This is a genomic window from Streptomyces sp. NPDC001714, from assembly GCF_042892755.1.
Lineage (GTDB): Bacteria > Actinomycetota > Actinomycetes > Streptomycetales > Streptomycetaceae > Streptomyces.
Window position 1 is genome coordinate 38697 of the sequence record NZ_JBIAUL010000039.1, and the last position, 23649, is coordinate 62345.

The window sequence follows — 23649 nt, forward strand, 5'->3', positions numbered from 1 at the left end:
GACCGAGTCGGGTGGTGGGTGGGCGGAGGGAACCGCTGAGCCGTCGGCTACGTTCTTCTGCCGTGACCCTTCAGCAAGAGATCGTCGGCAACGCCATGCAGATGGCGGTCGTCAACCTGCACCCCGGCCAGACCGTCTACTGCGAGGCCGGCAAGTTCCTGTTCAAGACGACGAACGTGACCATGGAGACCCGGCTGAGCGGCCCGAACGGCGGCGGTCAGCAGCAGGGCGGCGGCGGTGGCGGCATGGGCGGCATGCTGCGCCAGGCCATGGGCACCGCCATGCAGGTCGGCCAGCGCATGCTCGCCGGCGAGTCGCTGGCGTTCCAGTACTTCACCTCCCAGGGCGGCGAGGGCACCGTCGGCTTCGCGGGGGTGCTCCCCGGCGAGATGCGCGCGCTGGAGCTGACCGGCACGCGTGCGTGGTTCGCCGAGAAGGACGCCTTCGTCGCGGCCGAGTCCACCGTCGAGTTCGGCATCGCCTTCTCCGGCGGCCGTACCGGCATGAGCGGCGGCGAGGGCTTCATCCTGGAGAAGTTCACCGGCCACGGCACGGTGATCATCGCCGGCGCGGGCAACTTCATCGACCTGAACCCCGCCGACTTCGGCGGCCGTATCGAGGTCGACACGGGCTGCGTCGTCGCCTTCGAGGAGGGCATCCAGTACGGCGTCCAGCGCGTCGGCGGCCTCAACCGCCAGGGCCTGATGAACGCCGTCTTCGGCGGCGAGGGCCTCTCCCTGGCCACCCTGGAGGGCAACGGCCGGGTGATCCTGCAGTCCCTCACCATCGAGAGCCTCGCCAACGCCCTGAAGAAGGCCCAGGGCGGCGACAAGCAGGGCCCGACCGGCGGACTGTTCTCGACGCACGCGGGGTGAGGGCACGCCGGGGACCGGCCGACCGATGAGTTACGGGTGCCACCGGGGTCTGAACGACGACAACGGACCCCGCCCCAGGAAGCAGGCACCGCCATGGGCAAGCTCGTCTCCACCATGTTCGTCACCCTCGACGGCGTCTACCAGGCGCCCGGCGGCCCCGAGGAAGACCCCAGCGGGGGCTTCACCCACGGTGGCTGGAGCTTCACCTACGGCGACGAGGACTTCGGCCGGTTCGTCGCCGAGGTCTTCGAGCGGGCCGGCGCCTTCCTGCTCGGCCGCCGTACGTACGACATCTTCGCGTCCTACTGGCCGAAGATCACCGACCCCGGCAACCCGATCGCGGCCAGGCTCAACGCACTGCCGAAGTACGTCCCGTCCGCGACCCTGGCCGACCCCGGCTGGTCCGGCACCACGGTCCTCACCGGCGACCTCGCCAAGGAGGTCACCGCCCTCGAGGAGCGCACCGACGGCGAGCTCCAGGTGCACGGCAGCGGAGCCCTGGTCCGCTCCCTGCTGGACCTCGGCCTCGTCGACACCCTCCACCTCGTGACCTTCCCGGTCGTGCTCGGCTCCGGCCGCCGGTTCTTCCAGGAAGGCGCCCTGCCGACGAAGTTCCGGCACACCGGCGGGCGGATCACCGCGGCGGGCGTCTCCATCCAGTCGTACGACGTCGCGGGCCGCCCCGACTACGGGTCGTACCTCGCGGAGCAGAACGCCTGACCGCCTCGCGGTCCAAGTTAATTCCCTGAAAACTCGCGGGACTTGGCGGCAAATTCTTCAGACTTGACATTGACATGCCACACTCTACGCGCGTCATCATGGAGCCATGAGATTCCCCCCACGAATCACCCGCGTCGGCGCCGCGGGCGCCCTGCTGTCCGCCCTCCTCGTGGGCGGCACCGTCTCCGCCGCCACGGCGGACGCCGCTGCCGACTCGGTCGGCAGTATCTGCTACAGCGACCTGCCGTCGCAGGCGTACGACACGCTCGACCTGATCGCGTCGGGCGGTCCGTTCCCGTACTCGCAGGACGGGGTCGTCTTCCGCAACCAGGAGGGCGTGCTGCCGAGCGAGCCCACCGGCTACTACCACGAGTACACGGTGAAGACGCCCGGTTCCTCCACGCGCGGTGCACGGCGCATCGTGACCGGCGAGGAGTACCAGGAGGACTACTACACGGCGGACCACTACGTCACGTTCGACCTGATCGACTTCGGCTGCTGAGCGGCTTCCCCGTCTGAGCCGGCAGGCCGAAGAGATCATGGTCCGCTGAGGAACGGTGCGACACGCCGGAGGGCCGGTTCACATCCGGCCCTCCGGCCCCCGGCGGCGGCCGGTGCGACCGCCCGCACGGCCAAGGCGACGAATCCGAGTGCTTCGGGCGACAGCCCCCTGCCAGGGGCCACGTCCCACGGTCCCCCCCACGATGTTGACCGCGGGACGTGGCCCCGCTCGGCTGCCGCCCCTTTCACGCCGCTCCCGATTACCCCGATCACATCGCCGTCGCCGCTCGACGCTCCGCCCGGTGCGCGTCCTGCTCGGTGTCCCGGTCGACGCACTTCGCCAGGCAGCGGGTGCGAGAGAGCGCGAAGACGCCGTACGAGAGCAGGGCGACCCCGAATAGGGCCGGCATGAGCCACATGTCGGTACGTGGTGACTCCGCGTAGAGGGTGACTCCGAGGCAGAAGCTGACCACGGCGTCGCCGAGGGTGAGCGCCGGCTGGGAGGCGATGAGAGGGCCTCCTTGCATGGCGTATCCCAGCAGGATGATGGAGAACGAGCCGACGAGTGCGAAGCCGTAGGTCTGCCACGCGAGGAAGAACGCGGTGGCTCCGTGCCGGGACAGGATGTTCATCGCGGACTTCACCAGGGCTGCCGTGAGCGCGTTTCCGACGGCGGCGGCCGCGGCCAGGCAGGCCGCGCGCGCCAGGCCGTGCGGGCGTCGCAGACCGACGAGGACGAGCGCGGCCCCGGCCCCGCCTGCGGCGGCGATCGTGGGCACCCACCACACGCCGGGGACCTGGGCGCGTCCGCCGGAGGGAGCGGCCGAGAAGAGGCTGATCGCCAGTCCCGCGAAGATGGCGACGACGCACCACCACGCTTTCCGGGAGACCTGGACCCGGAACACGAAGCTGCCGAAGACGAGTGCGAGCGGAAGTTCGAGGATGAAGACCGGCTGGACGGCGGCCAGGGTCCCGTAGTCGAGCGCGAGTGCCTGGAACAGGGCCGAGCCGATCACTCCGAGAATTCCGCCGACGGGCGAGCCGACCTTGCCACCGAGCTGGTCGGCGGCGTGCCGGGCCCAGTACGGGTTGCGCAGGAGTTCCCGGGCCGGCAGGACCGCGTCGGCGCTGCCGGAGGCGATGATCTCGGCGGCCTGCGCGGGCTCGGTGATCATGCCCACGGCGGCGACGGGCATGCCGGTCGCCCCGTCGTCTCCCCGCGCGCCATCAGCCGCGGGGCGAGCCGTGCCCGCCGGAAGACCCTCCGCACGCGCGCGTGGCACTCCGAAAGTCCACATGGGCACAACTTTGGTCGACGATCCCGTGCACGAGTAGGTGCCGCGGGCCGGTCCTCCGTAGATTGGTCGACCGTGAGCGGTGACATCTCCATACGGACGTTCGAGGGGCGGCGGTGGCTCTTCCCCTCCGCCGTGATCCATGAACTCGACCCCGACGCCGGTCCGGCCGGCCGGCGGCCCCGGCGCACCGCGCGCGACTGGCTCGTCGACTTCAGCTGCTTCCTGCTGGCCGTCCTCCTCGGCGCGGCGGCCGCCAACACGATGCGCCAGGACCCGCACGTCTCGCACGTCCTCGCCGTCGCCGACCAGATGGTCGGCGGGCTGGCCTGCGCCGCGGTCTGGCTGCGCCGCCGCTGGCCGGTGGGCCTGGCCATCGCCATGGTCCCGGTCGGCCTCGTCTCCGACACCGCGGGCGGCGCCGCCACGGTCGCGCTGTTCACGCTCGCCGTGCACCGCCCGTTCCGGTACGTCGCCTGGGTCGCCGGCGTCAACCTCGCGCTGGTCCCGCTCTTCTACTGGCTGCGCCCCGACCCCGACCTGCCCTACCTGGCCGTCGTCATCCTGGTCGTGCTGTTCACCCTCCTGGTCGTCAGCCTCGGCATGTTCGTGCGCTCCAAGCGGCTGCTCATGGTCAGCCTGCGTGACCGGGCCCGGCGGGCCGAGACCGAGGCCGGGCTGCGCGCCGAGCGGGCCCAGCGGCTGGCCCGGGAGGCCATCGCCCGCGAGATGCACGACGTCCTCGCCCACCGGCTGACCCTGCTCAGCGTGCACGCCGGAGCCCTGGAGTTCCGCCCCGACGCGCCCCAGGAGGAGATCGCCCGGGCGGCCGGGGTCATCCGGGAGAGCGCCCACGAGGCCCTCCAGGACCTGCGCGAGATCATCGGCGTGCTGCGGGCCGCCGACGGCGACGAGGCGGGCGGCCGGCCGCAGCCGACCCTCGCCGGGCTGGAGTCGCTGGTCGCCGAAGTGCGCGGGGCCGGTATGACGGTGGTGCTGGACAACCGCGTCGGCGACCCGGCCGCCGTCCCCGCCTCCGTCGGCCGCACCGCCTACCGCATCGCCCAGGAGGGCCTCACCAACGCCCGCAAACACGCCCCTGGCGCCGAGGTCACCGTCCGCGTCACCGGCGCCCCCGGCGACGGCCTGGACATCACCGTGCACAACCCCGCCCCCGCGACCGACGCCCCGCACGTCCCCGGCTCCAGCCAGGGCCTGATCGGCCTCACCGAACGCGCGACGCTGGCCGGCGGACGGCTGGAGCACCGGGCCACCGGCGACGGCGGCTTCGAGGTACGGGCCTGGCTGCCCTGGGCCGCCGCCGCACCGGCCGGGTGACGACCGGAAGACGGCCACGTGAAGCCGTACCCGCGTGATTACGTTGGTGCCATGACCGCGATCAGACTGCTGCTCGTCGACGACGATCCGCTGGTGCGGGCGGGGCTCGCCCTCATGATGGGCGGGGCCGGGGACATCGAGATCGTCGGGGAGGGTGCCGACGGCGACGAGGTCGAGGCGCTCGTGGACCGCGCCCGTCCGGACGTCGTCCTGATGGACATCCGGATGCCGATCGTGGACGGACTCACCGCCACCGAGCGGCTGCGCGCGCGTGCCGACGCCCCCCAGGTCGTCGTCCTGACCACCTTCCACGCCGACGAACAGGTGTTGCACGCGCTGCGCGCGGGAGCCGCCGGGTTCGTCCTCAAGGACACCCCGCCCGCCGAGATCGTCGCCGCGGTACGCCGGGTCGCGGCCGGAGACCCCGTGCTGTCGCCCGCCGTCACCCGGCAGCTGATGCGGCACGCGGCCGGCGCCCGGGCCGACACCCGGCAGGCACGCGCGCGTGACCGGCTCGCCGCCCTCAACGACCGTGAGCGCGAGGTCGCCGTCGCGGTCGGCCGGGGCCTCGCCAACGCCGAGATCGCCACCGGCCTCTTCATGAGCGTCGCCACCGTCAAGACCCACGTCTCCCGCATCCTGGCCAAGCTCGGCCTCAACAACCGCGTCCAGATCGCCCTGCTGACGTACGACGCGGGACTGCTGGAGGCATAGGGCACCTGTGGGGCGGCCCGGGCGTTGTCGGGATACGGGACGGCCTCGGGGACCTCCTGAAGGGGGAGCAGAGCATGCAGGTGACCGACCTCGGCGAGTACGGCGACGGTCTGCGCACGGACCCGCACACGGTGTACGCGCGGCTGCGTGAGCGCGGCCCGGTGCACCGGGTGCGGTGGCCGCTTCCCGACCAGTACCACGAGACGTGGCTGGTCGTCGGGTACGAGGAGGCGCGCGCGGCGCTCGCCGACTCCCGGCTGGCCAAGGACACCGAGAAGGTCGGCTTCAAGTTCCTCGACGAGGAGCTGATCGGCAAGTACCTGCTGGTCGCCGACCCGCCCCAGCACACCAGGCTGCGCGGCCTGATCACACGCGCCTTCACCGCCCGCCGGGTGGCCGGTCTTGAGCCGAGGATCCAGGAGATCACCGACCGGCTGCTCGACGAGATGCTCCCGCGCGGCCGCGCCGACCTCGTCGACGCACTCGCCTACCCGCTGCCGATCACGGTGATCAGCGAACTGCTCGGCGTCCCCGAACTGGACCGCGCGCGGTTCCGGAAGCTGTCCAACGAGGTGGTCGCGTCCAGTCACCCGGGCAGCGAATACGACGCCTTCGCCGCGCTCGCCGACTATCTCGCCGAGCTCATCGAGGACAAGCGGTGCGCGGGCCCGAGCGGCGACCTGCTGAGCGACCTGATCCGCACCACCGCCGAGGACGGCGACCGGCTCTCCGTCGGGGAGCTGCGCGGCATGGCCTTCGTCCTGCTGATCGCCGGCCACGAGACCACCGTCAACCTCATCGGCAACGGCGTCCTCGCCCTGCTCACCCACCCGGACCAACTCGCCGCCCTGCGCGCCGACATGAGCCTCCTGGACGGCGCGGTCGAGGAGACCCTGCGCTGGGAGGGCCCGGTGGAGAACGCCACGTACCGGTACGCCGCCGAACCCCTGGAGATCGCCGGCACCGCCATCGGCCGGGGCGACCCCGTGATGATCAGCCTCGCCGGCGCCGACCGCGACGGTGACCGCTACCCCGAGCCCGACCGCTTCGACATCCGGCGCGACCACCGCGGCCATCTCGCCTTCGGTCACGGCATCCACTACTGCCTGGGCGCACCCCTGGCCCGTCTGGAGGGCCGGATCGCTCTGCGCACCCTCCTGGAGCGGGCCCCGGGCCTCGCCCTGGACGGCCCGCACGGTCCGTGGCTGCCGGGCACTCTGATGAGAGGGGTCCGCAGCCTCCCGGTGCGCTGGTAGCGGCACCGGTGGGCCGAGGCCGGTCAGGCCGGCCGGTCGGGGACCTCCGCGAGCGCCACCGGTCTGCGCTCGTGCCGGGAGATCTCGCAGGCCTCCGCGATCCGCAGCGCCTGCAGTGCCTCGCGCCCGTCGCAGGGGTTGGCCAGCTGACCCCGCACCACGTCGACGAAGGCGCACAGCTCGGCCTCGTAGGCGGGCCCGAAGCGCTCCAGGAAGCCGGGCCACGGCTTGTCCGCGGGCGGCGGTCCGGTCGGCTCGGTCGAGGCGACCGGCGTACGGTCGTCCAGGCCGACCACCACGGTGTCCCGCTCGCCGGCCAGTTCCATCCGCACGTCGTACCCGGCGCCGTTCAGCCGGGTCGCCGTCGCCGTCGCCAGCGTGCCGTCGTCCAGGGTGAGCACCGCCGCGCCCGTGTCGACGTCACCGGCCTCGCGGAACATCGCGGGTCCCGCGTCCGAGCCCGTCGCGTACACGTCCACGACCTCGCGGCCGGTCACCCAGCGCAGCACGTCGAAGTCGTGGATCAGCGTGTCCCGGAACAGCCCGCCGGACAGCGGCAGCCACTCCGGCGGGGGCGGGGACTGGTCGGAGGTCAGCGCCCGTACCGTGTGCAGCCGGCCGAGCCGGCCCGAGCGCACCGCCTCCCGCGCACCGGCGTACCCCTTGTCGAAGCGCCGCTGGAAACCCATCTGCAGCACCGTCCCGGCCGTCTCCACGTCCGCCAGGGCCTGCAGCGTGCCCGGCAGGTCGAGGGCGATCGGCTTCTCGCAGAAGACCGGCAGCCCGGAGCGGGCCGCCCGGCCGATCAGGTCGGCGTGGGCCGAGGTGGCCGCGGTGATCACCACGGCGTCCACGCCCCACTTGAAGATCTCGTCCGTCCCGGGCGCCGCCGTCTCCCCGAGCCGGTGCGCCAGATCCTGCGCCCGCTGGGGATCCACGTCCGTGAGGATCAGCGATCCGACCTCGCGATTACGGCTGAGCGTGTTCGCGTGAATGGTGCCGATGCGGCCCGTCCCGATGACCCCGATGCGCATGGGAACAAGGTGCTGGTGCACACCGTGCGCTGTCAATCCGTATGTCCGGACAATCGAACTACACAACTTCCCGTCAACCCGTCACGGGGATACGCTCGGCCCCGTGCCGAAACCAGATGTGGACCCGACCGTGACGCTCGACCTCAGCGTGGACCGGAGCTCGCCGGTGCCGTTGTACTTCCAGCTCGCCCAGCAGCTGGAAGCGGCGATCGAGCACGGCTCGCTCACTCCCGGCAGCCTGCTGGGCAACGAGATCGAGCTCGCCGCACGGCTCGGCCTGTCCCGCCCGACGGTCCGCCAGGCCATCCAGTCCCTCGTGGACAAGGGCCTGCTCGTCCGCCGCCGGGGTGTCGGCACCCAGGTCGTGCACAGCCAGGTCAAGCGCCCGCTGGAACTCAGCAGCCTCTACGACGACCTGGAGTCGGCCGGTCAGCGCCCCGCGACGAAGGTGCTGGTCAACACCGTCGTCCCGGCGTCAGCCGAGGTCGCGGCCGCGCTCGGGGTCGCCGAGGGCGCCGAGGTGCACCGCATCGAACGGCTGCGGCTGGCACACGGTGAGCCCATGGCGTACCTGACCAACTACCTGCCCCCGGGCCTGCTCGACCTGGACACCGCCCAGCTGGAGGCGACCGGCCTGTACCGCCTGATGCGGAGCGCCGGGATCACCCTGCACAGCGCCCGCCAGTCCATCGGCGCGCGCGGCGCCGCGGCCGCCGAGGCGGACCGGCTCGTCGAGCCGGAGGGTGCCCCGCTGCTCACCATGCAGCGCACCACGTACGACGACACCGGCCGAGCCGTCGAGTTCGGCGACCACATCTACCGCCCCACCCGCTACTCCTTCGAGTTCCAGCTGCTGGTGCGGTCCTGAATGCGCCGCCCCATCAGTCATGATGTCCGGACAATATGACTCCGGGTGGCCGTCGCGATGGCCGCGTGTGGTGCGGGACAGCCCACCCGGCCGAGGGCAGGGGCAGCGACCTGGATGCTCTACGCCGTGAACCGTGACGAGGTCAGGGGCGCGGGGAACTGCGCGACCAGCCCCCACGCACCCGCACCCGCAACGGTGCCGTCCCGGCCCTTATCTCCCCCGAACGGCACTGCACGCACGCGTACGGCAGAATCGAGCCCGATGAGCACCTACCGCGACCTCACCGCCCCCATCGGCTCCCGCCGCGCCCCCGTCCTGCGGACCGTCGGCACCCGGGAACGCCGCTCCCACCTGACGGCACCCCGGGTGCCCACGGTCGGCATCGACATCGGCGGCACCAAGGTCATGGCGGGCGTCGTGGACGCCGACGGCAACATCCTGGAGAAGCTCCGCACGGAGACCCCGGACAAGTCCAAGAGCCCGAAGGTCGTCGAGGACACGATCGTCGAACTGGTCCTGGACCTGTCCGACCGGCACGACGTGCACGCCGTGGGCATCGGCGCCGCCGGCTGGGTCGACGCCGACCGCAACCGCGTGCTGTTCGCCCCCCACCTGTCCTGGCGGAACGAACCGCTGCGCGACCGCCTCTCCGGCCGCCTCTCGGTCCCCGTTCTCGTCGACAACGACGCCAACACCGCCGCCTGGGCGGAGTGGCGGTTCGGCGCCGGCCGCGGCGAGGACCACCTGGTCATGATCACGCTCGGCACCGGCATCGGCGGCGCGATCCTGGAGGACGGCCAGGTCAAGCGCGGCAAGTACGGCGTCGCCGGCGAGTTCGGCCACATGCAGGTGGTGCCCGGCGGCCACCGCTGCCCGTGCGGCAACCGCGGCTGCTGGGAGCAGTACAGCTCCGGCAACGCGCTGGTCCGCGAGGCCAAGGAGCTGGCCGCCGCCGACTCCCCGGTCGCGTACGGGATCATCGAGCACGTCAAGGGCAACATCAACGAGATCACCGGCCCGATGATCACCGAGCTGGCCCGCGAGGGCGACGCGATGTGCGTCGAACTGCTCCAGGACATCGGCCAGTGGCTCGGCGTCGGCATCGCCAACCTCGCCGCCGCCCTCGACCCCTCCTGCTTCGTGATCGGCGGTGGCGTCAGCGCCGCCGACGACCTGCTGATCGGCCCCGCGCGGGACGCGTTCAAGCGACAGCTGACCGGGCGCGGCTACCGCCCCGAGGCCCGGATCGCCCGCGCCCAGCTGGGCCCCGAGGCCGGCATGGTCGGCGCCGCCGACCTCGCCCGCCTGGTCGCCCGCCGCTTCCGGCGCGCCAAGCGGCGCCGGGTCGAGCGGTACGAGCGCTACGAGCGGTTCGCGGAGGCCCGCCGTACCCGGGACACCGCATGACCGCTGCGCTGCCCCGTCAGGCCGCGTCCCCGGAGGGACCGCAGCGCCCGCCCGAGACCCCGGGACACAAGGCCAGGCGCCGGGCGCTGACGCTGCTGATCATCGTGCTGCTCATCGGCGTACCGGCCGGCTACCTGGTGATCTCCGCCGCCCAGAGCCGCAACAGCGGCAAGGACAAGGAGTCCAAGTACTCGGCGACCGGCCTCACCGAGGGCTGGCCGTCGAAGGTGCAGCGGCGCCTCTACCAGGTGCCGGTCCCGCACCCGGCCGACACGATCGCCTACTACGAGACGAACAACTGGAAGACCAGCCGTCTCTACGTCCAGTTCCGCACCAACAGCGCCGGACTGGACAGCTTCCTGGAGGGCATGGGCGTCAGCCGGGACGCGCTCAAGAAGGACGACATCAGCATCAGCTCCCGCGACCAGAAGATCAGCGGCTGGAAGTTCACCGGCCCCGGAACCTGGTCGGGCCTGACGCACAAGCAGAAGAACCCGGCGCCCACCCAGGACGTGGTCGTGAACACGGCCGACCCGAACTACCCGATGATCTACGTCGTCTCACGCACCGTCCCGTAGGCCGCGGTCCCGGCCGGTCGCCGGAGCCGACTGTCAGACCCCGCCCGTACAGTCGAAGACGTCTGATCCGACAGGTGGGCGGGAGGTGGCAGAACGTATGAGCGGCACGACGGCCCGGGCCGACGCGGGCGTACCGGTGCGCCTGGCGGCGGTCTATCTGCCTGCCGACCTGCCCCGCCAGGGCCGGATGGCCTTCTGGGACCCCGAGGGGGACCCGTTGCCCGGCGCGGCCACCGAGGAGCTGACGGTCGTACGACGGCACGGCGCCACCGGTGTCCGCCGTCGGCAGGTGCCCGCGCTCACCCTGCCGCTCGCCGACGCCCTCCCGCTGCTCGTCCGGGCCCGCCGCGATCCGGCCGCCCACCCCGCCACCGCCTGCTGGGGCGCGGCCGCCCTGCACGCGCTGCGGCTCACCGCCCGCGGCCGGCTGCTGCCCGGCCTCACCCCGGATGGACACGACGCCTGGCGGGCGGGCCCCCTGGAGCCCGCCGACATCGCCCACCTGCGCGCGGTGGCCGACGCCCTGCCCGCCGAGGGCCACGCCGTCCCGCTGCCCGGCCCCGGCCCGCTCCTGCTGCCCGGGCCGGAAGCGCTGGTCCGCTCCTTCCTGGACGCGGTCGCCGACACCCTGCCCCGCACCCCGGCCGCGCCGCACACCTCGGGCCGGCCCTTCGCCGCCCGCGATCCCCAGCGGCTGCCCGACGCCCGGGAGTGGGCCGCGGAGGTCGCCGCCGGCATGGACGCGGGCGTGCGCATCTCGTTGCGCCTGGACCTGTCGGCGTACGACCTGTTCGACGACGGCGAGGACGCGCACCGCGCGGGAGCGGCGATCGTCCAGGTGCACAGCCTGGCCGACCCGACCCTGGTGACCGACGCGGCGGCGCTGTGGTCCGGGGCGTCCGACGCCGCCTTCGGTCCCCGCGCGCGCGTGGACGCCGCGCTGGCCGTGCGCCGGGCCGCGCGGGTATGGCCGCCGCTGGCCCGCCTGGCCGAGCAGGACGTGCCGGACGTGCTCGCGCTCTCCGAGGAGGAGCTGGGCCAGCTGCTCGGGGTGGCTGCGACCAGGCTCGCGGCGGCCGGGGTCGCCGTGCACTGGCCCCGGGACCTGGCCCAGGACCTGACCGCGGCCGCCGTGGTCCGGGCCGCCCCCGGCTCGGCCACCGACGGCACGGGCTTCTTCGAGAGCGAGGAACTGCTCCAGTTCCGCTGGCAGTTGGCCCTCGGCGGCGATCCGCTCAGCGACGCCGAGATGGACGCCCTCGCCGAGGCCCACCGCCCGGTCGTACGACTGCGGGACCGCTGGGTGCTCGTCGACCCCGCCCTCGTCCGCAAGGCGCGCAAGCGCGAACTCGGCCTGCTCGACCCGGTCGACGCCCTCTCGGTGGCGCTCACCGGCGAGGCCGAGGTGGACGGCGAGCGGGTCGAGGCGGTCCCCGTCGGCGTCCTCGCGGCCCTGCGTGACCGCCTCACCGCCGGCATCCGGCCGGCCGAGCCGCCCGCCGGCCTGCACGCCACCCTGCGCGACTACCAGCTCCGCGGCCTGGCCTGGCTCGACCTGATGACCGCCCTCGGCCTCGGCGGCTGCCTCGCCGACGACATGGGCCTCGGCAAGACGATCACCGTCATCGCCCTGCACCTGAAGCGGGCCCGCACCGAGCCGACCCTGGTGGTCTGCCCGGCCTCGCTGCTCGGCAACTGGCAACGGGAGATCGCCCGGTTCGCGCCCGGCGTCCCGGTCCGCCGCTTCCACGGCCCCGACCGCACCCTGGACGGCCTCGACGGCGGCTTCGTCCTCACCACCTACGGCACCATGCGCGCCACCGCGGCCAGGCTCGCCGACCAGCCCTGGGGCATGGTCGTCGCCGACGAGGCACAGCACGTCAAGAACCCCTACTCGGCCACCGCGAAGGCCCTGCGCACCATCCCCACCCCCGCGCGCGTGGCTCTCACCGGCACCCCGGTGGAGAACAACCTCTCCGAGCTCTGGGCCCTCCTCGACTGGACCACCCCCGGGCTTCTCGGCCCCCTCAAGTCCTTCCGCGCCCGGCACGCCCGCGCCGTCGAGAACGGCGAGGACGAGGAGGCGGTGGCCCGGCTGGCCCGGCTGGTCCGCCCCTTCCTCCTGCGCCGCAAGAAGTCCGACCCCGGGATCGTCCCCGAGCTCCCGCCCAAGACGGAGACCGACCACCCCGTCCCGCTCACCCGCGAACAGGCCGCGCTGTACGAGGCGGTGGTGCGCGAGTCGCTGCTCGCCATCGAGACGGCGGACGGCATCGCGCGCCGCGGTCTGGTGCTCAAGCTGCTCGGCGCCCTGAAGCAGATCTGCGACCACCCCGGGCTGTATCTCAAGGAGGAGTCCCGCATCGAGGGCCTGGCCGCCCGCTCCGGCAAACTCGCCCTGCTCGACGAACTGCTGGACACCGTGCTCGCCGAGGACGGCTCGGCGCTCGTCTTCACCCAGTACGTCGGCATGGCCCGCATGATCACCGCGCACCTCCAGGCCCGCGCGGTCCCGGTCGACCTGCTGCACGGCGGCACCCCGGTACCGGAGCGGGAGCGCATGGTGGACCGCTTCCAGAGCGGCGCGACCCCGGTCCTCGTCCTCTCCCTGAAGGCCGCCGGCACCGGCCTCAACCTCACCCGCGCCGGCCATGTCGTGCACTTCGACCGCTGGTGGAACCCGGCGGTGGAGGAACAGGCCACCGACCGCGCGTACCGCATCGGCCAGACCCAGCCGGTCCAGGTGCACCGCCTGGTCACCGAGGGCACCGTCGAGGACCGCATCGCCGAGATGCTGGAGGCGAAGCGGGCTCTCGCCGACGCGATCCTGGGCTCCGGCGAGGCCGCCCTGACCGAACTGACGGACCGCGAGCTGTCCGACCTGGTGTCGTTGCGGAGGACGTCATGACCGCCGAGCAGCGACCCGGGGACGCGGCACGGCGGGCGCTGCGGGCGGCGCGCGGACAGGAGGCGGAGACCGGCGGCGACGGGAGCGGTCCGGCCGAGGTACCGGGGGAGCGGGCGGAGCGGGCGCCCAGGCCGGGGGACGCCGCGCGTCTGGCGCTGCGGGCGGCCGCCGCCGCGAAGGAGGCGGAGCAGCGGGACGCCGAGCCCGAGCCCGAGGCAGGTGTGGTCGCCGAGCGGGCCGACCAGGCCGACACCGGCGCCTCCGCTGCCGTCCGGCCGGTCGGTCGCCCCGGTGACGTCGCACGCGAGGCACTGCGGGCGGCGCGCGCGGAGGCGAGGCGGGCCGAGGAGACCGCCAAGGCCGAGGCTTCGGAACGGTCCCCGGCCTCAGCGGTACGGCGGCTGCCGTCGCCCTCGTCCTCGCCCTCGTCCTCACCGGCCCGGGCGTCCGCGGCCCGCGGTCGCAACGCCCGTGACCTGAAGCAGTTCCTGGCGACCGCGTTCCGGATGCCGAGGGACGAGGCCGAGCCGGGTCGGCCCGAGCCCGAGCCCGAGTCGCATGGGCCCGAGCCCCAGCCGGAGACTCCTGAGCGGGAGTCCGGGCCGAACACGCCCGAGACCGAGTCCGGGCCGAACACGCCTGAGCCGGAGTCTGGGCCGAACACGCCCGAGTCGGAGTCTGGGCCGGAGACTCCTGAGCCGGAGTCCGGGCCGAACAGGCCCGAGCCCGCCGATCCCCGGCCCGCTGTTGCTGCCGCGGACCCCGCCGAGCCGGCGCCCCGCCTCCCGCGCACCATGGCCACCCCCCACCGCGACTCCGAACTCCGCCGTACCTTCCCTTCCCTTCCGCCCCGCGCCTCCGGCTCTGCTCCCGACTTCGCCGCGACCTGGTGGGGCAACGCCTGGGTACGGGCGCTGGAAGAGGGCGCGCTGGACGCGAAGCGGCTGGTGCGCGGGCGGGGTTACGCCGAGCGCGGGCACGTGGACGCCATCACCGTGACCCCGGGGCTGGTCCTGGCGTACGTGCAGGGAAGCCGGCCCCGGCCGTACCGCGTGCAGGTGCGGCTGCGGACCTTCGGCGAGGACGAGTGGGAGCGGCTGCTGGAGGCCGCCGCCGACCGGCCCGCCGACATCGCCGCGCTGCTCGACAAGGAGCTGCCGCAGACCCTCGCCGACAGCGGGGTTCCGCTGCTGCCGGGGCCCGGCGAGCTCGAACCCCGGTGCAGCTGCCCCGACTTCGGGCACCCCTGCAAGCACGCGGCGGCTCTCTGCTACCAGACCGCGCGGCTGCTGGACGCCGACCCGTTCGTGCTGCTTCTGCTGCGCGGCCGCGGGGAGCGCGAGGTGCTGGACGCGCTGTCCCGGCGCAACGCCGCCCGCGCGGCCCGGGAGCGGCAGCCGGCCGCGCTGCCGGGCGTCCGCGCGTCCGAGGCCCTCGTGCCGCGTCAGCTTCCGCCGCTGCCGCCTCCGTTGCCGGCTCCGGCGCACCCCGAGCAGCCACCGGTGTATCCGGGGGTGCCCGGCGGCCCGGACCCGTTCGCGCTGGACCAGCTGGCCACCGACGCGGCGGCCCGCGCCCACGCCCTGCTCACCACCGGGCACGACCCGGTGGGTGAACTGACCCTCTGGCAGGACGCGGTACGGCTCGCCGCGGCCCGCCCCGGTTCCGGCCTGACCGCGTCCACCCGCGCCCTCTACGCCACGCTCGCGGACGCCGTCGGCCGTACCCCGGGCGACCTGGCGCGCGCGGTCGCCGCCTGGCGCCAGGGCGGCCAGGAGGGGCTGGCCGTCCTGGAAGAGCCCTGGGACCCGCCGGCCGGCCGCTTCGACCGGGCCCGGCCGCTGCTGCTCGCCGCCGACCTCCCGGCCTTCCGGCCGTGGCACAACCACCTCACCCACCCCGGCGGACATCTCCAGCTCCGCTTCGGCCGCGACGGCCTGTGGTACGCCTACGAGTCGGAGCCGGGCCACGACGACTGGTGGCCCAGAGGCACCCCCGACCTGGACCCGGTGGGCGCGCTGACCGGCCTCGGCGCATCGGACGACCTCTGAGCGTTCCGCTGGGACTGCCGCGCTGTGCCGTCGGTCGACTGCGGCGCCGTCGTGGCCGGTCGCTCCCCCAAGTTCCCGGCTTCGCTCGAACCCCAAAGGACCCCCATCGCGGCGGAGCCGCAGAGGGACACAGCCCCGCGCCCCTTCGGAGCGCTGCCGAACCGCGGCGGACTTCGCCGGACCCGCTTGGTCCCGCCGCCCCGCCGCCCTGCCGGAGGCCTACGACGTCTTCTTCCCGATGTCGTCGTGCCGGGCGACGAACCGGGCCCTGCCGTTCTCGACGCGGTACAGGAACCACCCGCCGTCCTGGCCGGTCTCCAGGTACTGGTACTGGCTCTCGTAGCTGTACCGGCGGGTGATGCCCTGCCAGGGCTTGCGCAGCAACTCCGCGCGCAGGGACTCGCGTTCGTCGCTGCTGGGCGCCGCGAGGCCGTGGGCGACGTAGTCGACGGCGTCGTACGCCTCGGCCGCCCACGGTGGTGGAGCGGTGCGGTAGCGGGTCCGGTAGGCGGCGGCGAACGTCCGGGTCTTCGGGTCGGTGGCCGGGTCGCAGTACCCCGTGCTGATCCACCAGCCGCCGCCCGCCTCAAGGAAGGGCGTGCCGAGGATGTGTTCGTCGCCGCCACGGAATCCGCGGTGCCCGGTGTCGGTCAGAACCCGCGCGCAGGCGGCGGCGCGGGCCGGGAGACCGCCCGCGAAGACGACGGCCGTGTCCGGGTGGGCGGCGAGGCCGTGGGCCACGTCGGTGAAGCCGGCGCCCTCGGCGACCTCGGCCACCTCGACGGTGCCCACCTCCACCTTCCGGTACACGTCGACGATCCGGACGGTGGCCTCGCCCTCGCGGGCGTCGGTGAGGTCGTGCACGACGACGGTGCGGGCGGGCCGTACCACCCGGTTGAGGTATTTCACGACGGCACCGGGACCCGCGGTACGGGTGCTGCGCAGGATGAGCGAACTGGTCGTGTTGGTGCCGTCGAGGGCGTCGGTGTCGGCGCGGGTGACCAGCAGGCACACCCCGGCCGCGGTGCACACCGGCACGGCGGCGGGCACGGCCGTGTTGGTGCCGGCGCCGATCACCGCGTACACCTCGCGGGCGGCGACGAGCCGGGCGGCCGCGGCGGCGGAACCGGCCGCGGTGCCCCGGTCGTCGGCCGTGCGCAGGGCGAGGTCGAAGGCCCGGTCGGAACGGGCGTTGTGCGCGTCGACCGCCAGCCGTGCCCCGCGCGCCTGGGCCCGGACGACGGCGGTGGACAGGTCGCCGAGCAGCGCGATCGTACGGGTCGGCAGCGGGCCCTTGCCGGACCCCGGCGGCCCCGGCCGCCCCCACCGCCACCAGGCGCTGCCACCGCCCACCGCGCCGACGCCGGCCGCCGCCGACGCGATCAGCAGCCACCGCCGGGACGGGGCGGGCGGGGCGGCGGTGAAAGGCACCTCGGAGAGGGCGGTGGGCTCCGGCACCGGCAGGTCAAGGACGCGTGCGGCACGGTCCGCGACCAGCGCGGGCAGGCCCGCCGGCAGCCATGACTCCGCAGTGAACTCGCCGAAGACGGCTCGCAGGTGAGGCACCGTGGGGCGGTCGCCGGGCCCCTTCGCCAGACAGGCGCGCAGCGTCGGGGCGAGGTCCTCGGGGACCCCGGTCAGGTCCGGGTCCTCGCGCACCGTCCGGTACAGGACGGCCGCCGCGCCCCCGGTGCCGAACGGCGGCCGTCCGGTCGCCGCGTGGGCGAGCACGCACCCCAGGGAGAAGACGTCGCTGGGCAGTCCCACCGTCCTGCCGCGGGCCTGTTCCGGTGACAGGTAGCCGGGGGAGCCGATGACCGAGCCGTCCGTGGTGAGTGCCGTCGCGCCCACCGCGCGGGCGATGCCGAAGTCGATCAGGCGCGGTCCGTCGGCGGCGAGCAGGACGTTCGCCGGTTTCACGTCCCGGTGGACGAGACCGGCCCGGTGCACGTCGTCCAGGGCCGCGGCGAGGGCGGCGCCCAGGGCCCGCAGCTGCGCGGGCGGCCAGGGGCCGTGGAGCGCGAGGGCCTCGGACAGCGGCAGACCGGGCACGTAGGCGGAGGCCAGCCAGGGCGCGTGGGCGTCCGCGTCGGCGGTGAGCACGGGTACCGTCCAGCGGCTGGTGAGCCGGGACGCCAGCTCCGTCTCGCGGCGGAACCGGGCCCGGAAACCGGGGTCCCCGGCGTACTCCTCGCGGATCACCTTCAGCGCGACCCAGGCGCCGTGCGGCGACCGTGCCAGGTACACCACGCCCATGCCGCCGGCCCCGAGCCGCCCCACCAGCCGGTGACCGCCGACCGAGGACGGATCGGCGGGCTGGAGCCGCTGCAACTCCGCTACCCCTTCGCCCGCTCGGCCAGGATCGGCCCGACCTGCACGAACCGCCGGTCGTGGACCTGGTGGACGTAGGTCACACCGGCCATGGCCTTCACAGGGGCGTCGAACTGGTTGTACTGGTTGAAGGTGTAGGTGCGGGCGATGCCCTGGTAGGTGGCCTTGCGGAGCCGCAGGGCGAGCGCGAGCCGGTCGGGGCGGCCGCCGCCGGACGGTACGGTCCGGGCGAACTCGCGCAGCACCATCCGGACACTGTCGTACGCCTCGGCGCCGTAGGGGTCCGGGATGCCGCCGTACCGCTTCCGCCAGGCCGCCGTGAACCGCTCGGCCGCCTTCGTCCTCAGCGCGCTGGCGTCGACGACGGGCGTCACCGCGAACCAGCCCTCGCCCGCCGCGCCCGCGAGTTTCGGGAAGTCGGAGCCGTAGAGGAGATGGGACATCCAGCGCGGCCCGGCGAAGCCGGCCGCGGACACCTGCCGGGCCGCCCGGACGGTCGCCTCCAGCGGGCCGAAGTAGACGAAGTCGTGGACCTTGCGGGAGAGGACGGAGGCGACGGCGGCCGGGGCGTCGTCGGTGTCCTCGGCGACGACCTTCGGGACCACCTGGGCGTGCAGCGAATCCCGCCACTGGTTGACCAGGATGCCGCCCTGGTCGTGCTCGACGGAGCCCCCGGAGCGGTCGATGACGATGCCCACCGGAGCGCCCAGGCCGTTCAGCAGCGCCTGCAGGGCGATCGCGGTGCCCGCCGCCTGGTGGCCGACCCCGGTCTGGAAGGAGACGGTCGGCGACCAGACGTAGTAGTCGTTCTGCCCGGTGGTGCTGCTGACATGGGTGAGCTTGGCCGACGCGTAGACGCGTGAGGCCGCCCGCATCGTCAGCTCGGTGACCGGGCCGAGCACGGCCACGACGGCGCGGTCCGCGGCCAGTTCGTGGGCGGCCGAGGTCGCCCCGTCGATGGTGCCGTGGTCGTCCAGGACCCGTACGCCCAGGTCGAAGGCGTGACCCGCGGTCGCGTTGTGCTCGGCGACGGCCAGCCGCGCGGCCCGTTCACAGGCCCGCGCCAGGGGCCCCGCCGCCCCGCTCCTCGTCACCTGCACCCCGAGCAGGTACGACGGCCGGGCCGCCGCCTTCCGGCCCGGGCCGTCGTCGCGGCCGGCCGCCCAGAGCGCCGCCCCGGTACCGCCGCCCGCCAGCAGCAGCGCGCCCCCGGCCAGCAGCAGGCGCCGCCGGGAGGCGCGGGCCGGCCGACCGGGGCCGGGGTCGTCGACCACCGTGGGCTCGATGTCCGGCAGGGCGAGGCTCTCCGCCGACCGGGCCGCCACCATCCGGGCGACCGGGTCCGGCAGCCAGGCCGACGGCGGCTGCGGGGCGTCGGCGGGCGGCCGCAGCCGGAAGTCCTCGGCGAGCCGCGGCCGCAGGTCCGCGGCGCCGGGCCGCTCGCCGGGGTCCTTGGCGAGGCAGGCGTCCAGGGTCCCGCGGAGCCCGCCGATGACGCCGTCGAGGTCGGGCTCGTCGTGGACCGTGCGGTAGAGCAGCGCGTCCGGGGCGCCGGTGCCGAACGGCGGACGGCCCGTGCTCGCGTACGCCAGCACACCGCCCAGCGCGAACACGTCGCTGGCCGCGGTGGCCGCCTCGCCGCGCGCCTGCTCGGGGGCGAGGAAGCCCGGGGTGCCGACCACCATGCCGGAGGCGGTCAGCGCGGTGTCGTCGGCGGCCCGCGCGATACCGAAGTCGATGAGCCGGGGTCCGTCGACCGCGAGCAGGACGTTGCCCGGCTTCACGTCCCGGTGCACCAGTCCCGCCGCGTGCACCGCGGCCAGCGCCTCGCCGAGCAGCGAGCCCAGCACGCGTACGGCGGACGGCGGCAGCGGTCCGTGCGCGGCGACCGCCTCCGCGAGCGAGGGACCCGGCACGAACCCGGTGGCCAGCCACGGCTCGTGGGCCGTGGCGTCCGCGCCGAGCACGGGCACCACCCAGGCGCTGTCGACCCGGGCCGCCAGGTCCGCCTCCCGCGCGAACCGGGCCCGGAAGCCGTCGTCGGCGGCGCTCTGCTCCCGGATCACCTTCACGGCGGCCAGCGCACCGGTCGCGGAACGGCCCAGATAGACCACGCCCATGCCGCCGGCGCCGAGCCGCCGCAGCAGCCGGAAGCCCCCGACCGCCGACGGGTCGGACGGCCGCAACGCCTCACTCATCGCCCGCTCCCTTCACCTCGGTCGACGAAGTGGCGGAGGCGGTGGCGGACGAGGTGGCCGAGGTCCGGTCCCGGCCGTAGCGGTCCACGTTCGCCGTCACATAGCCGACGCCGGTCAACGCGGCCTCGGTGACGGCCGTCTGCTCCTTCTCGCTCTCCCCGGCGGCGTGCCGTACGGTCGCGGCCACGGTCACCGGGCCGAGGCGGTGCTTGTACCAGTCGAAGTCGCGGGACTTCGTCTCGCCGTCCACGACGTACTGGCCGTACTCGGTGAGGTCGTCGTCGGTGGTGGCGGTGCGCTGTTCGTCGAACGGGTCGCCGCGTGAGGCCATGTCCTGCACGGTGTCGCTCGCGTTGAGCCGTTCCTGCGGGCAGCGCAGCGGCTCCTCCAGCGAGGACGCCATGTCCCGGCGGGCCTGGCGGACCGAGGTGTGCACGGTGACGGTGAGGGACACGTACACCGCTCCCGTGCCGCCCGCGCCAGGCCGGACGAACGACCTGGTCAGACTGGCCAGCACGGTCGACGGGATCGCCTCCCGCCGCCACAGGCAGTCCGTGCCGAGCACGGCCCAGCTGGCCGGCCCCAGTTCGTACGGGTCCCGTCTGCGGTACCCGGTGCCGAAGTAGTCGGGCTGCACGGTGAGCCCGCGGACGAACGCCTCGGCCTCGGCCCGCGTCCTCGGCGCGGCGGCCTCGGCCAGCGTGTACGGCTGGTTCGCCGTGGACGGGGAGGCACTCGCGCTCGCTGAAGCACTCGTGCCCGCCGTGTGCTTCGGTGTCGCCCCGCCGTCGTCCTGCCCGCCGTTCGTGCAGCCCGCGAGCAGCAGTGCCACCGCCGCCGCGGACAGGACCGGTCCCCGTCCCACCACGCTCACCCCCAGCAGACCGCCGTACGGCCCTCCCCTGGGGGCCGCAGGTCGAACGCTAGCGCCAACCTGTGTCAACTGGCCCCACTGGAAAGCGAGTTGAGTCGAACGGTAACCCCTTGGCCATCAGCCGGTGACAGTTCGTGCCCGCGAGCCCTGTCACGTCATACGGACAGTGGGCCGCCGGGGCGGAACCCTGCCCGGCGAACGGGCGGACCGGGTCCCGACACCGACGCGCGGGACTTGTCCTCATGGCCGGACCGTAGGGCCGCCGAGCGGCGACGCTCAGGAACCGCTCACAACAGCGCAGCAGCCGGTGCCCCGCTTGTCACCACCACGCAGCCGGGACCCGTACGGCGGCGGACGTCAGACCTCCTCGACCGACACGGCGACCGGCGTCCCCGCCTCGACCGTGCGGCTGACCGTGCACAGCCGGTCGTGGGAGACGGCGACCGCCCGGGGCAGGATCGCGCGGGCGCGGTCGCCGGCCGCGCCCTCCGGGAAGGTGACGCAGAAGGCGACCGCGAGGTCCGTCATCAGGTTGCCGTCCTCGCCGGTGACCTTGTGGCCGCTGACGGTGACGGTGAACGCGGTCGGCTCCACGTGACGGCTCGTGGACACGTCGACGTCCGCCGCCGTACAGCCCCCGAGGGCGGCGAGCAACAGCTCGACCGGGGTGAATTCCGTGCCGTCGCCGGTGCCGAAGGCGATCGTGCCGCCGCGGGCGTTCGTGGCGGTGAAACGGCCGGTGCCGGTGCGCCCGACCGTGACGAGGCGCAAGGAGTCTTCGCTCATGGAGACGAACCTAAGCCAGCCCGGCCGGCGGCGCCGTCACCTCCGTCACTGGAAGATGTTGACGGCCCGCGCCACCACCAGGACCACCGTCACCAGGGAGACCGAGGACTGCAGCATCATCAGCATCTTCGCCCAGTGCGACAACGGCATCACGTCGGTCGGGCTGAACGCGGTGGAGTTGGTGAAGGACAGGTACAGGTAGTCGAGAAAGCCCGGTTCCCAGTCCTGCGGCGCGGTCTCCGGACTCTGCATCTGCACGAAGAGGAAGTCCGCGAACTGGTGCCGGCCGAGGACCCGCGCCATCGGCCCGCCGCGGTCCCACTCCCAGTACCAGAGGGCGAACACGATGACGTTCGTCAGCCAGATGCCCCCGCCGGTCAGCAGCAGCGGCCCCGCGTCACCGCCCTCGGTGCCGTTGACGAGACCCGCCACCAGCCGGACCGCCGCCCAGCCGTTGGCCAGGCTGATCACCCCCATCAGAACAAGTCCGAGCACCCGCAGCCACCGGGTGCGGGGCTCGACCCGCCGGGGGTTGCCGGCGATGATGCCGGCCAGCAGCACCACCTCCAGGACCGGCAGGGCCCAGTACGGCTGGAAGGCGAGCCGGTGCGGCAGCATCAACTGGAGGGCGATCGCCACCAGGATCACGGCGGTCACCGCCCACCGCGGCTCACCCTGCGTCGCCCGGCGCCACGCGGGCACCACATCGCGCTCGCCGCTCTCCAGCAGCCCCTCGATCCTGGCCAGCCGGTTCTCGGCGTCGGACATTCGGTCGCTCATGCCCACGATTGTCCCGGGACCCCCCGGCGACCCGCCGACCGGCTCGGCCGGCAGCGGGAAAGCACGCCGTTCCTCGGCGCCGAGCCCGCGGAAGGCACGTCTGCGGGCTCGGAACAGCAGGCCGGGACGTCGTGATCGGCCAAGGGCCGGACTCGCCGAACAGCTCGGAGACAGAACCGATCCCGCATCGTCGCATGGCGTCACCGGGATCGGCGTCGCGCTTCGTCGCCGTTCCGCGGCTGAACGGAGCGACGAGGGCCGGCGGTGCTCGAAATCCGGGTGCGGGCCGGGCGTGGACCAGGGCAGGAGGACGACTGCATGCCGCTGATCACGACGGTGCCCTCGCGGTATTCCGAGCGTGCCGCATCGGACGTCCCCGGTGCGCCGTGTCCGTCCGGGGTACTCGGTCAGTCCGGCCGGCGGGCCGAGTGCCCGCTGCGACACGACGGAACGGAGTGATGCGACGATGACCAGCGCCATGGAGACCGGAAAGATCACCGGAACCCCGGACAAGGACTACAACCTCCTCTGGTACGTCGAGAGCTGCCTGGAGAACGCGCTCCGGCTGGACACGTTCATCAAGGACGCCGAGCGGGCGAAGGACGAGCAGCTGGTCGAGCTGTTCACCAAGGCACAGGCGGACAGCCGCAAGGGGGCAGATCTGGGCAAGGCACTGCTGCGCAGCCGCTTGAACGGCTGATTTCCGACCTCGGCGGGTCTTTCTCCTGGGCTCGTTCGGCCCAGTCCGCCGCGGTCCGACAGCAAGGCCCCGGAAGCCGAGGCCCCGGGGAACCCGGGGCCGGCTTCCCATCCTCATGACGAGGATCATGGCCGGCGGGAACACCTCGACCGGGACGACCGGCGGCGGACCATCTTCTTGGGCCCCGAGGGGCCCCTTTTCTGTGTTCCGCTGCGGCTGTCCGCTGCCTGCCGTGCGGCTGGAACGACCGTGTTCAGCGGGACGTGGAGTCGTCTGCCCGGCCGCCGCGGGTATCCGTCCGCGAGGTGATCGTGAGCTTCGCGTGAAAAGCTGGGAGTGGGGCTTGTCCGGACGTGACGAGTGGCGGAGGACGGCGTGGACTGGGGTCGGTTCGCGGAGCAGATGGCGTCGATGGCGCGGGATCTTCTGGCACAG

Annotated in this window: 19 protein-coding genes; 12 read left to right on the forward strand and 7 right to left on the reverse strand. The window is 73.8% G+C overall.

The features are described from left to right. Positions 1-62: 62 nt before the first annotated feature. From ACFY0P_RS49530 to ACFY0P_RS49540, 3 genes are all read left to right on the forward strand, one after another. Complete coding sequence (locus ACFY0P_RS49530; protein WP_388929098.1) at positions 63-875, forward strand: AIM24 family protein; 813 nt, start codon at positions 63-65, stop codon at positions 873-875. 93 nt (positions 876-968) lie between these two features. Beyond that, a complete protein-coding gene (locus tag ACFY0P_RS49535) occupies positions 969-1595 on the forward strand; it encodes a dihydrofolate reductase family protein (RefSeq protein ID WP_388929099.1) in 627 nt (208 codons plus the stop codon). 106 nt (positions 1596-1701) lie between these two features. Continuing rightward, positions 1702-2097, forward strand: coding sequence for a ribonuclease domain-containing protein (locus tag ACFY0P_RS49540; RefSeq protein WP_388929100.1), 396 nt, complete (start codon positions 1702-1704; stop codon positions 2095-2097). 268 nt (positions 2098-2365) lie between these two features. On the opposite strand, the gene ACFY0P_RS49545 is transcribed toward ACFY0P_RS49540, so the two are convergent. Next, positions 2366-3292, reverse strand: a complete 927-nt coding sequence (locus ACFY0P_RS49545; protein WP_388929101.1) for a DMT family transporter — start codon at positions 3290-3292, stop codon at positions 2366-2368. A gap of 174 nt (positions 3293-3466) precedes the next feature. Here ACFY0P_RS49545 and ACFY0P_RS49550 point away from each other — a divergent pair, with 174 nt between their 5' ends. The 3 genes from ACFY0P_RS49550 (at position 3467) to ACFY0P_RS49560 (ending at position 6699) form a co-directional block, all read left to right on the forward strand. Further along, entirely contained in the window at positions 3467-4729 is a 1263-nt protein-coding gene (locus ACFY0P_RS49550) for a histidine kinase (RefSeq protein ID WP_388929102.1), read from the forward strand. A gap of 51 nt (positions 4730-4780) precedes the next feature. Next, positions 4781-5443, forward strand: a complete 663-nt coding sequence (locus tag ACFY0P_RS49555) for a response regulator (RefSeq protein ID WP_388929103.1) — start codon at positions 4781-4783, stop codon at positions 5441-5443. Between the two features lie 74 nt (positions 5444-5517). Beyond that, the gene (locus ACFY0P_RS49560; protein ID WP_388929104.1) at positions 5518-6699 is read left to right on the forward strand and encodes a cytochrome P450; all 1182 of its coding nucleotides are present in this window, start codon (positions 5518-5520) and stop codon (positions 6697-6699) included. A gap of 23 nt (positions 6700-6722) precedes the next feature. Here ACFY0P_RS49560 and ACFY0P_RS49565 read toward each other — a convergent pair whose 3' ends face one another. After that, positions 6723-7733 carry a Gfo/Idh/MocA family oxidoreductase gene (locus tag ACFY0P_RS49565; protein ID WP_388929105.1) on the reverse strand — a complete coding sequence of 337 codons (1011 nt, stop codon included), beginning with the start codon at positions 7731-7733 and terminating at the stop codon, positions 6723-6725. 130 nt (positions 7734-7863) lie between these two features. Here ACFY0P_RS49565 and ACFY0P_RS49570 point away from each other — a divergent pair, with 130 nt between their 5' ends. The 5 genes from ACFY0P_RS49570 (at position 7864) to ACFY0P_RS49590 (ending at position 15545) form a co-directional block, all read left to right on the forward strand. After that, positions 7864-8601 (forward strand): GntR family transcriptional regulator, encoded by a 738-nt coding sequence (locus tag ACFY0P_RS49570; protein ID WP_388929116.1) that lies wholly within the window; start codon positions 7864-7866, stop codon positions 8599-8601. Positions 8602-8862: 261 nt separating this feature from the next. Continuing rightward, entirely contained in the window at positions 8863-10008 is a 1146-nt protein-coding gene (locus ACFY0P_RS49575; protein WP_351499697.1) for an ROK family glucokinase, read from the forward strand. Continuing rightward, positions 10005-10586 (forward strand): sugar kinase, encoded by a 582-nt coding sequence (locus ACFY0P_RS49580; RefSeq protein WP_388929106.1) that lies wholly within the window; start codon positions 10005-10007, stop codon positions 10584-10586. Before ACFY0P_RS49575 ends, ACFY0P_RS49580 begins: the two co-directional genes overlap by 4 nt. A gap of 97 nt (positions 10587-10683) precedes the next feature. Continuing rightward, entirely contained in the window at positions 10684-13494 is a 2811-nt protein-coding gene (locus ACFY0P_RS49585) for an SNF2-related protein (protein ID WP_388929107.1), read from the forward strand. Next, positions 13491-15545: an SWIM zinc finger family protein gene (locus tag ACFY0P_RS49590; protein ID WP_388929108.1), complete on the forward strand. Its 2055-nt coding sequence runs from the start codon at positions 13491-13493 to the stop codon at positions 15543-15545. Before ACFY0P_RS49585 ends, ACFY0P_RS49590 begins: the two co-directional genes overlap by 4 nt. Before the next feature lie 219 nt (positions 15546-15764). On the opposite strand, the gene ACFY0P_RS49595 is transcribed toward ACFY0P_RS49590, so the two are convergent. From ACFY0P_RS49595 to ACFY0P_RS49615, 5 genes are all read right to left on the reverse strand, one after another. After that, the gene (locus tag ACFY0P_RS49595; protein ID WP_388929109.1) at positions 15765-17876 is read right to left on the reverse strand and encodes a bifunctional serine/threonine-protein kinase/ABC transporter substrate-binding protein; all 2112 of its coding nucleotides are present in this window, start codon (positions 17874-17876) and stop codon (positions 15765-15767) included. 5 nt (positions 17877-17881) lie between these two features. Continuing rightward, a complete protein-coding gene (locus ACFY0P_RS49600) occupies positions 17882-20074 on the reverse strand; it encodes a bifunctional serine/threonine-protein kinase/ABC transporter substrate-binding protein (RefSeq protein WP_388929110.1) in 2193 nt (730 codons plus the stop codon). After that, positions 20067-20939 (reverse strand): hypothetical protein, encoded by an 873-nt coding sequence (locus tag ACFY0P_RS49605; RefSeq protein ID WP_388929111.1) that lies wholly within the window; start codon positions 20937-20939, stop codon positions 20067-20069. The genes ACFY0P_RS49600 and ACFY0P_RS49605 overlap by 8 nt, the downstream gene beginning before the upstream one ends. Before the next feature lie 366 nt (positions 20940-21305). Then, positions 21306-21734 (reverse strand): OsmC family protein, encoded by a 429-nt coding sequence (locus ACFY0P_RS49610; RefSeq protein WP_388929112.1) that lies wholly within the window; start codon positions 21732-21734, stop codon positions 21306-21308. A gap of 45 nt (positions 21735-21779) precedes the next feature. Further along, positions 21780-22514 (reverse strand): hypothetical protein, encoded by a 735-nt coding sequence (locus ACFY0P_RS49615; protein WP_388929113.1) that lies wholly within the window; start codon positions 22512-22514, stop codon positions 21780-21782. 466 nt (positions 22515-22980) lie between these two features. Here ACFY0P_RS49615 and ACFY0P_RS49620 point away from each other — a divergent pair, with 466 nt between their 5' ends. Next, positions 22981-23214: a hypothetical protein gene (locus ACFY0P_RS49620; RefSeq protein ID WP_388929114.1), complete on the forward strand. Its 234-nt coding sequence runs from the start codon at positions 22981-22983 to the stop codon at positions 23212-23214. Positions 23215-23649: the final 435 nt, after the last annotated feature.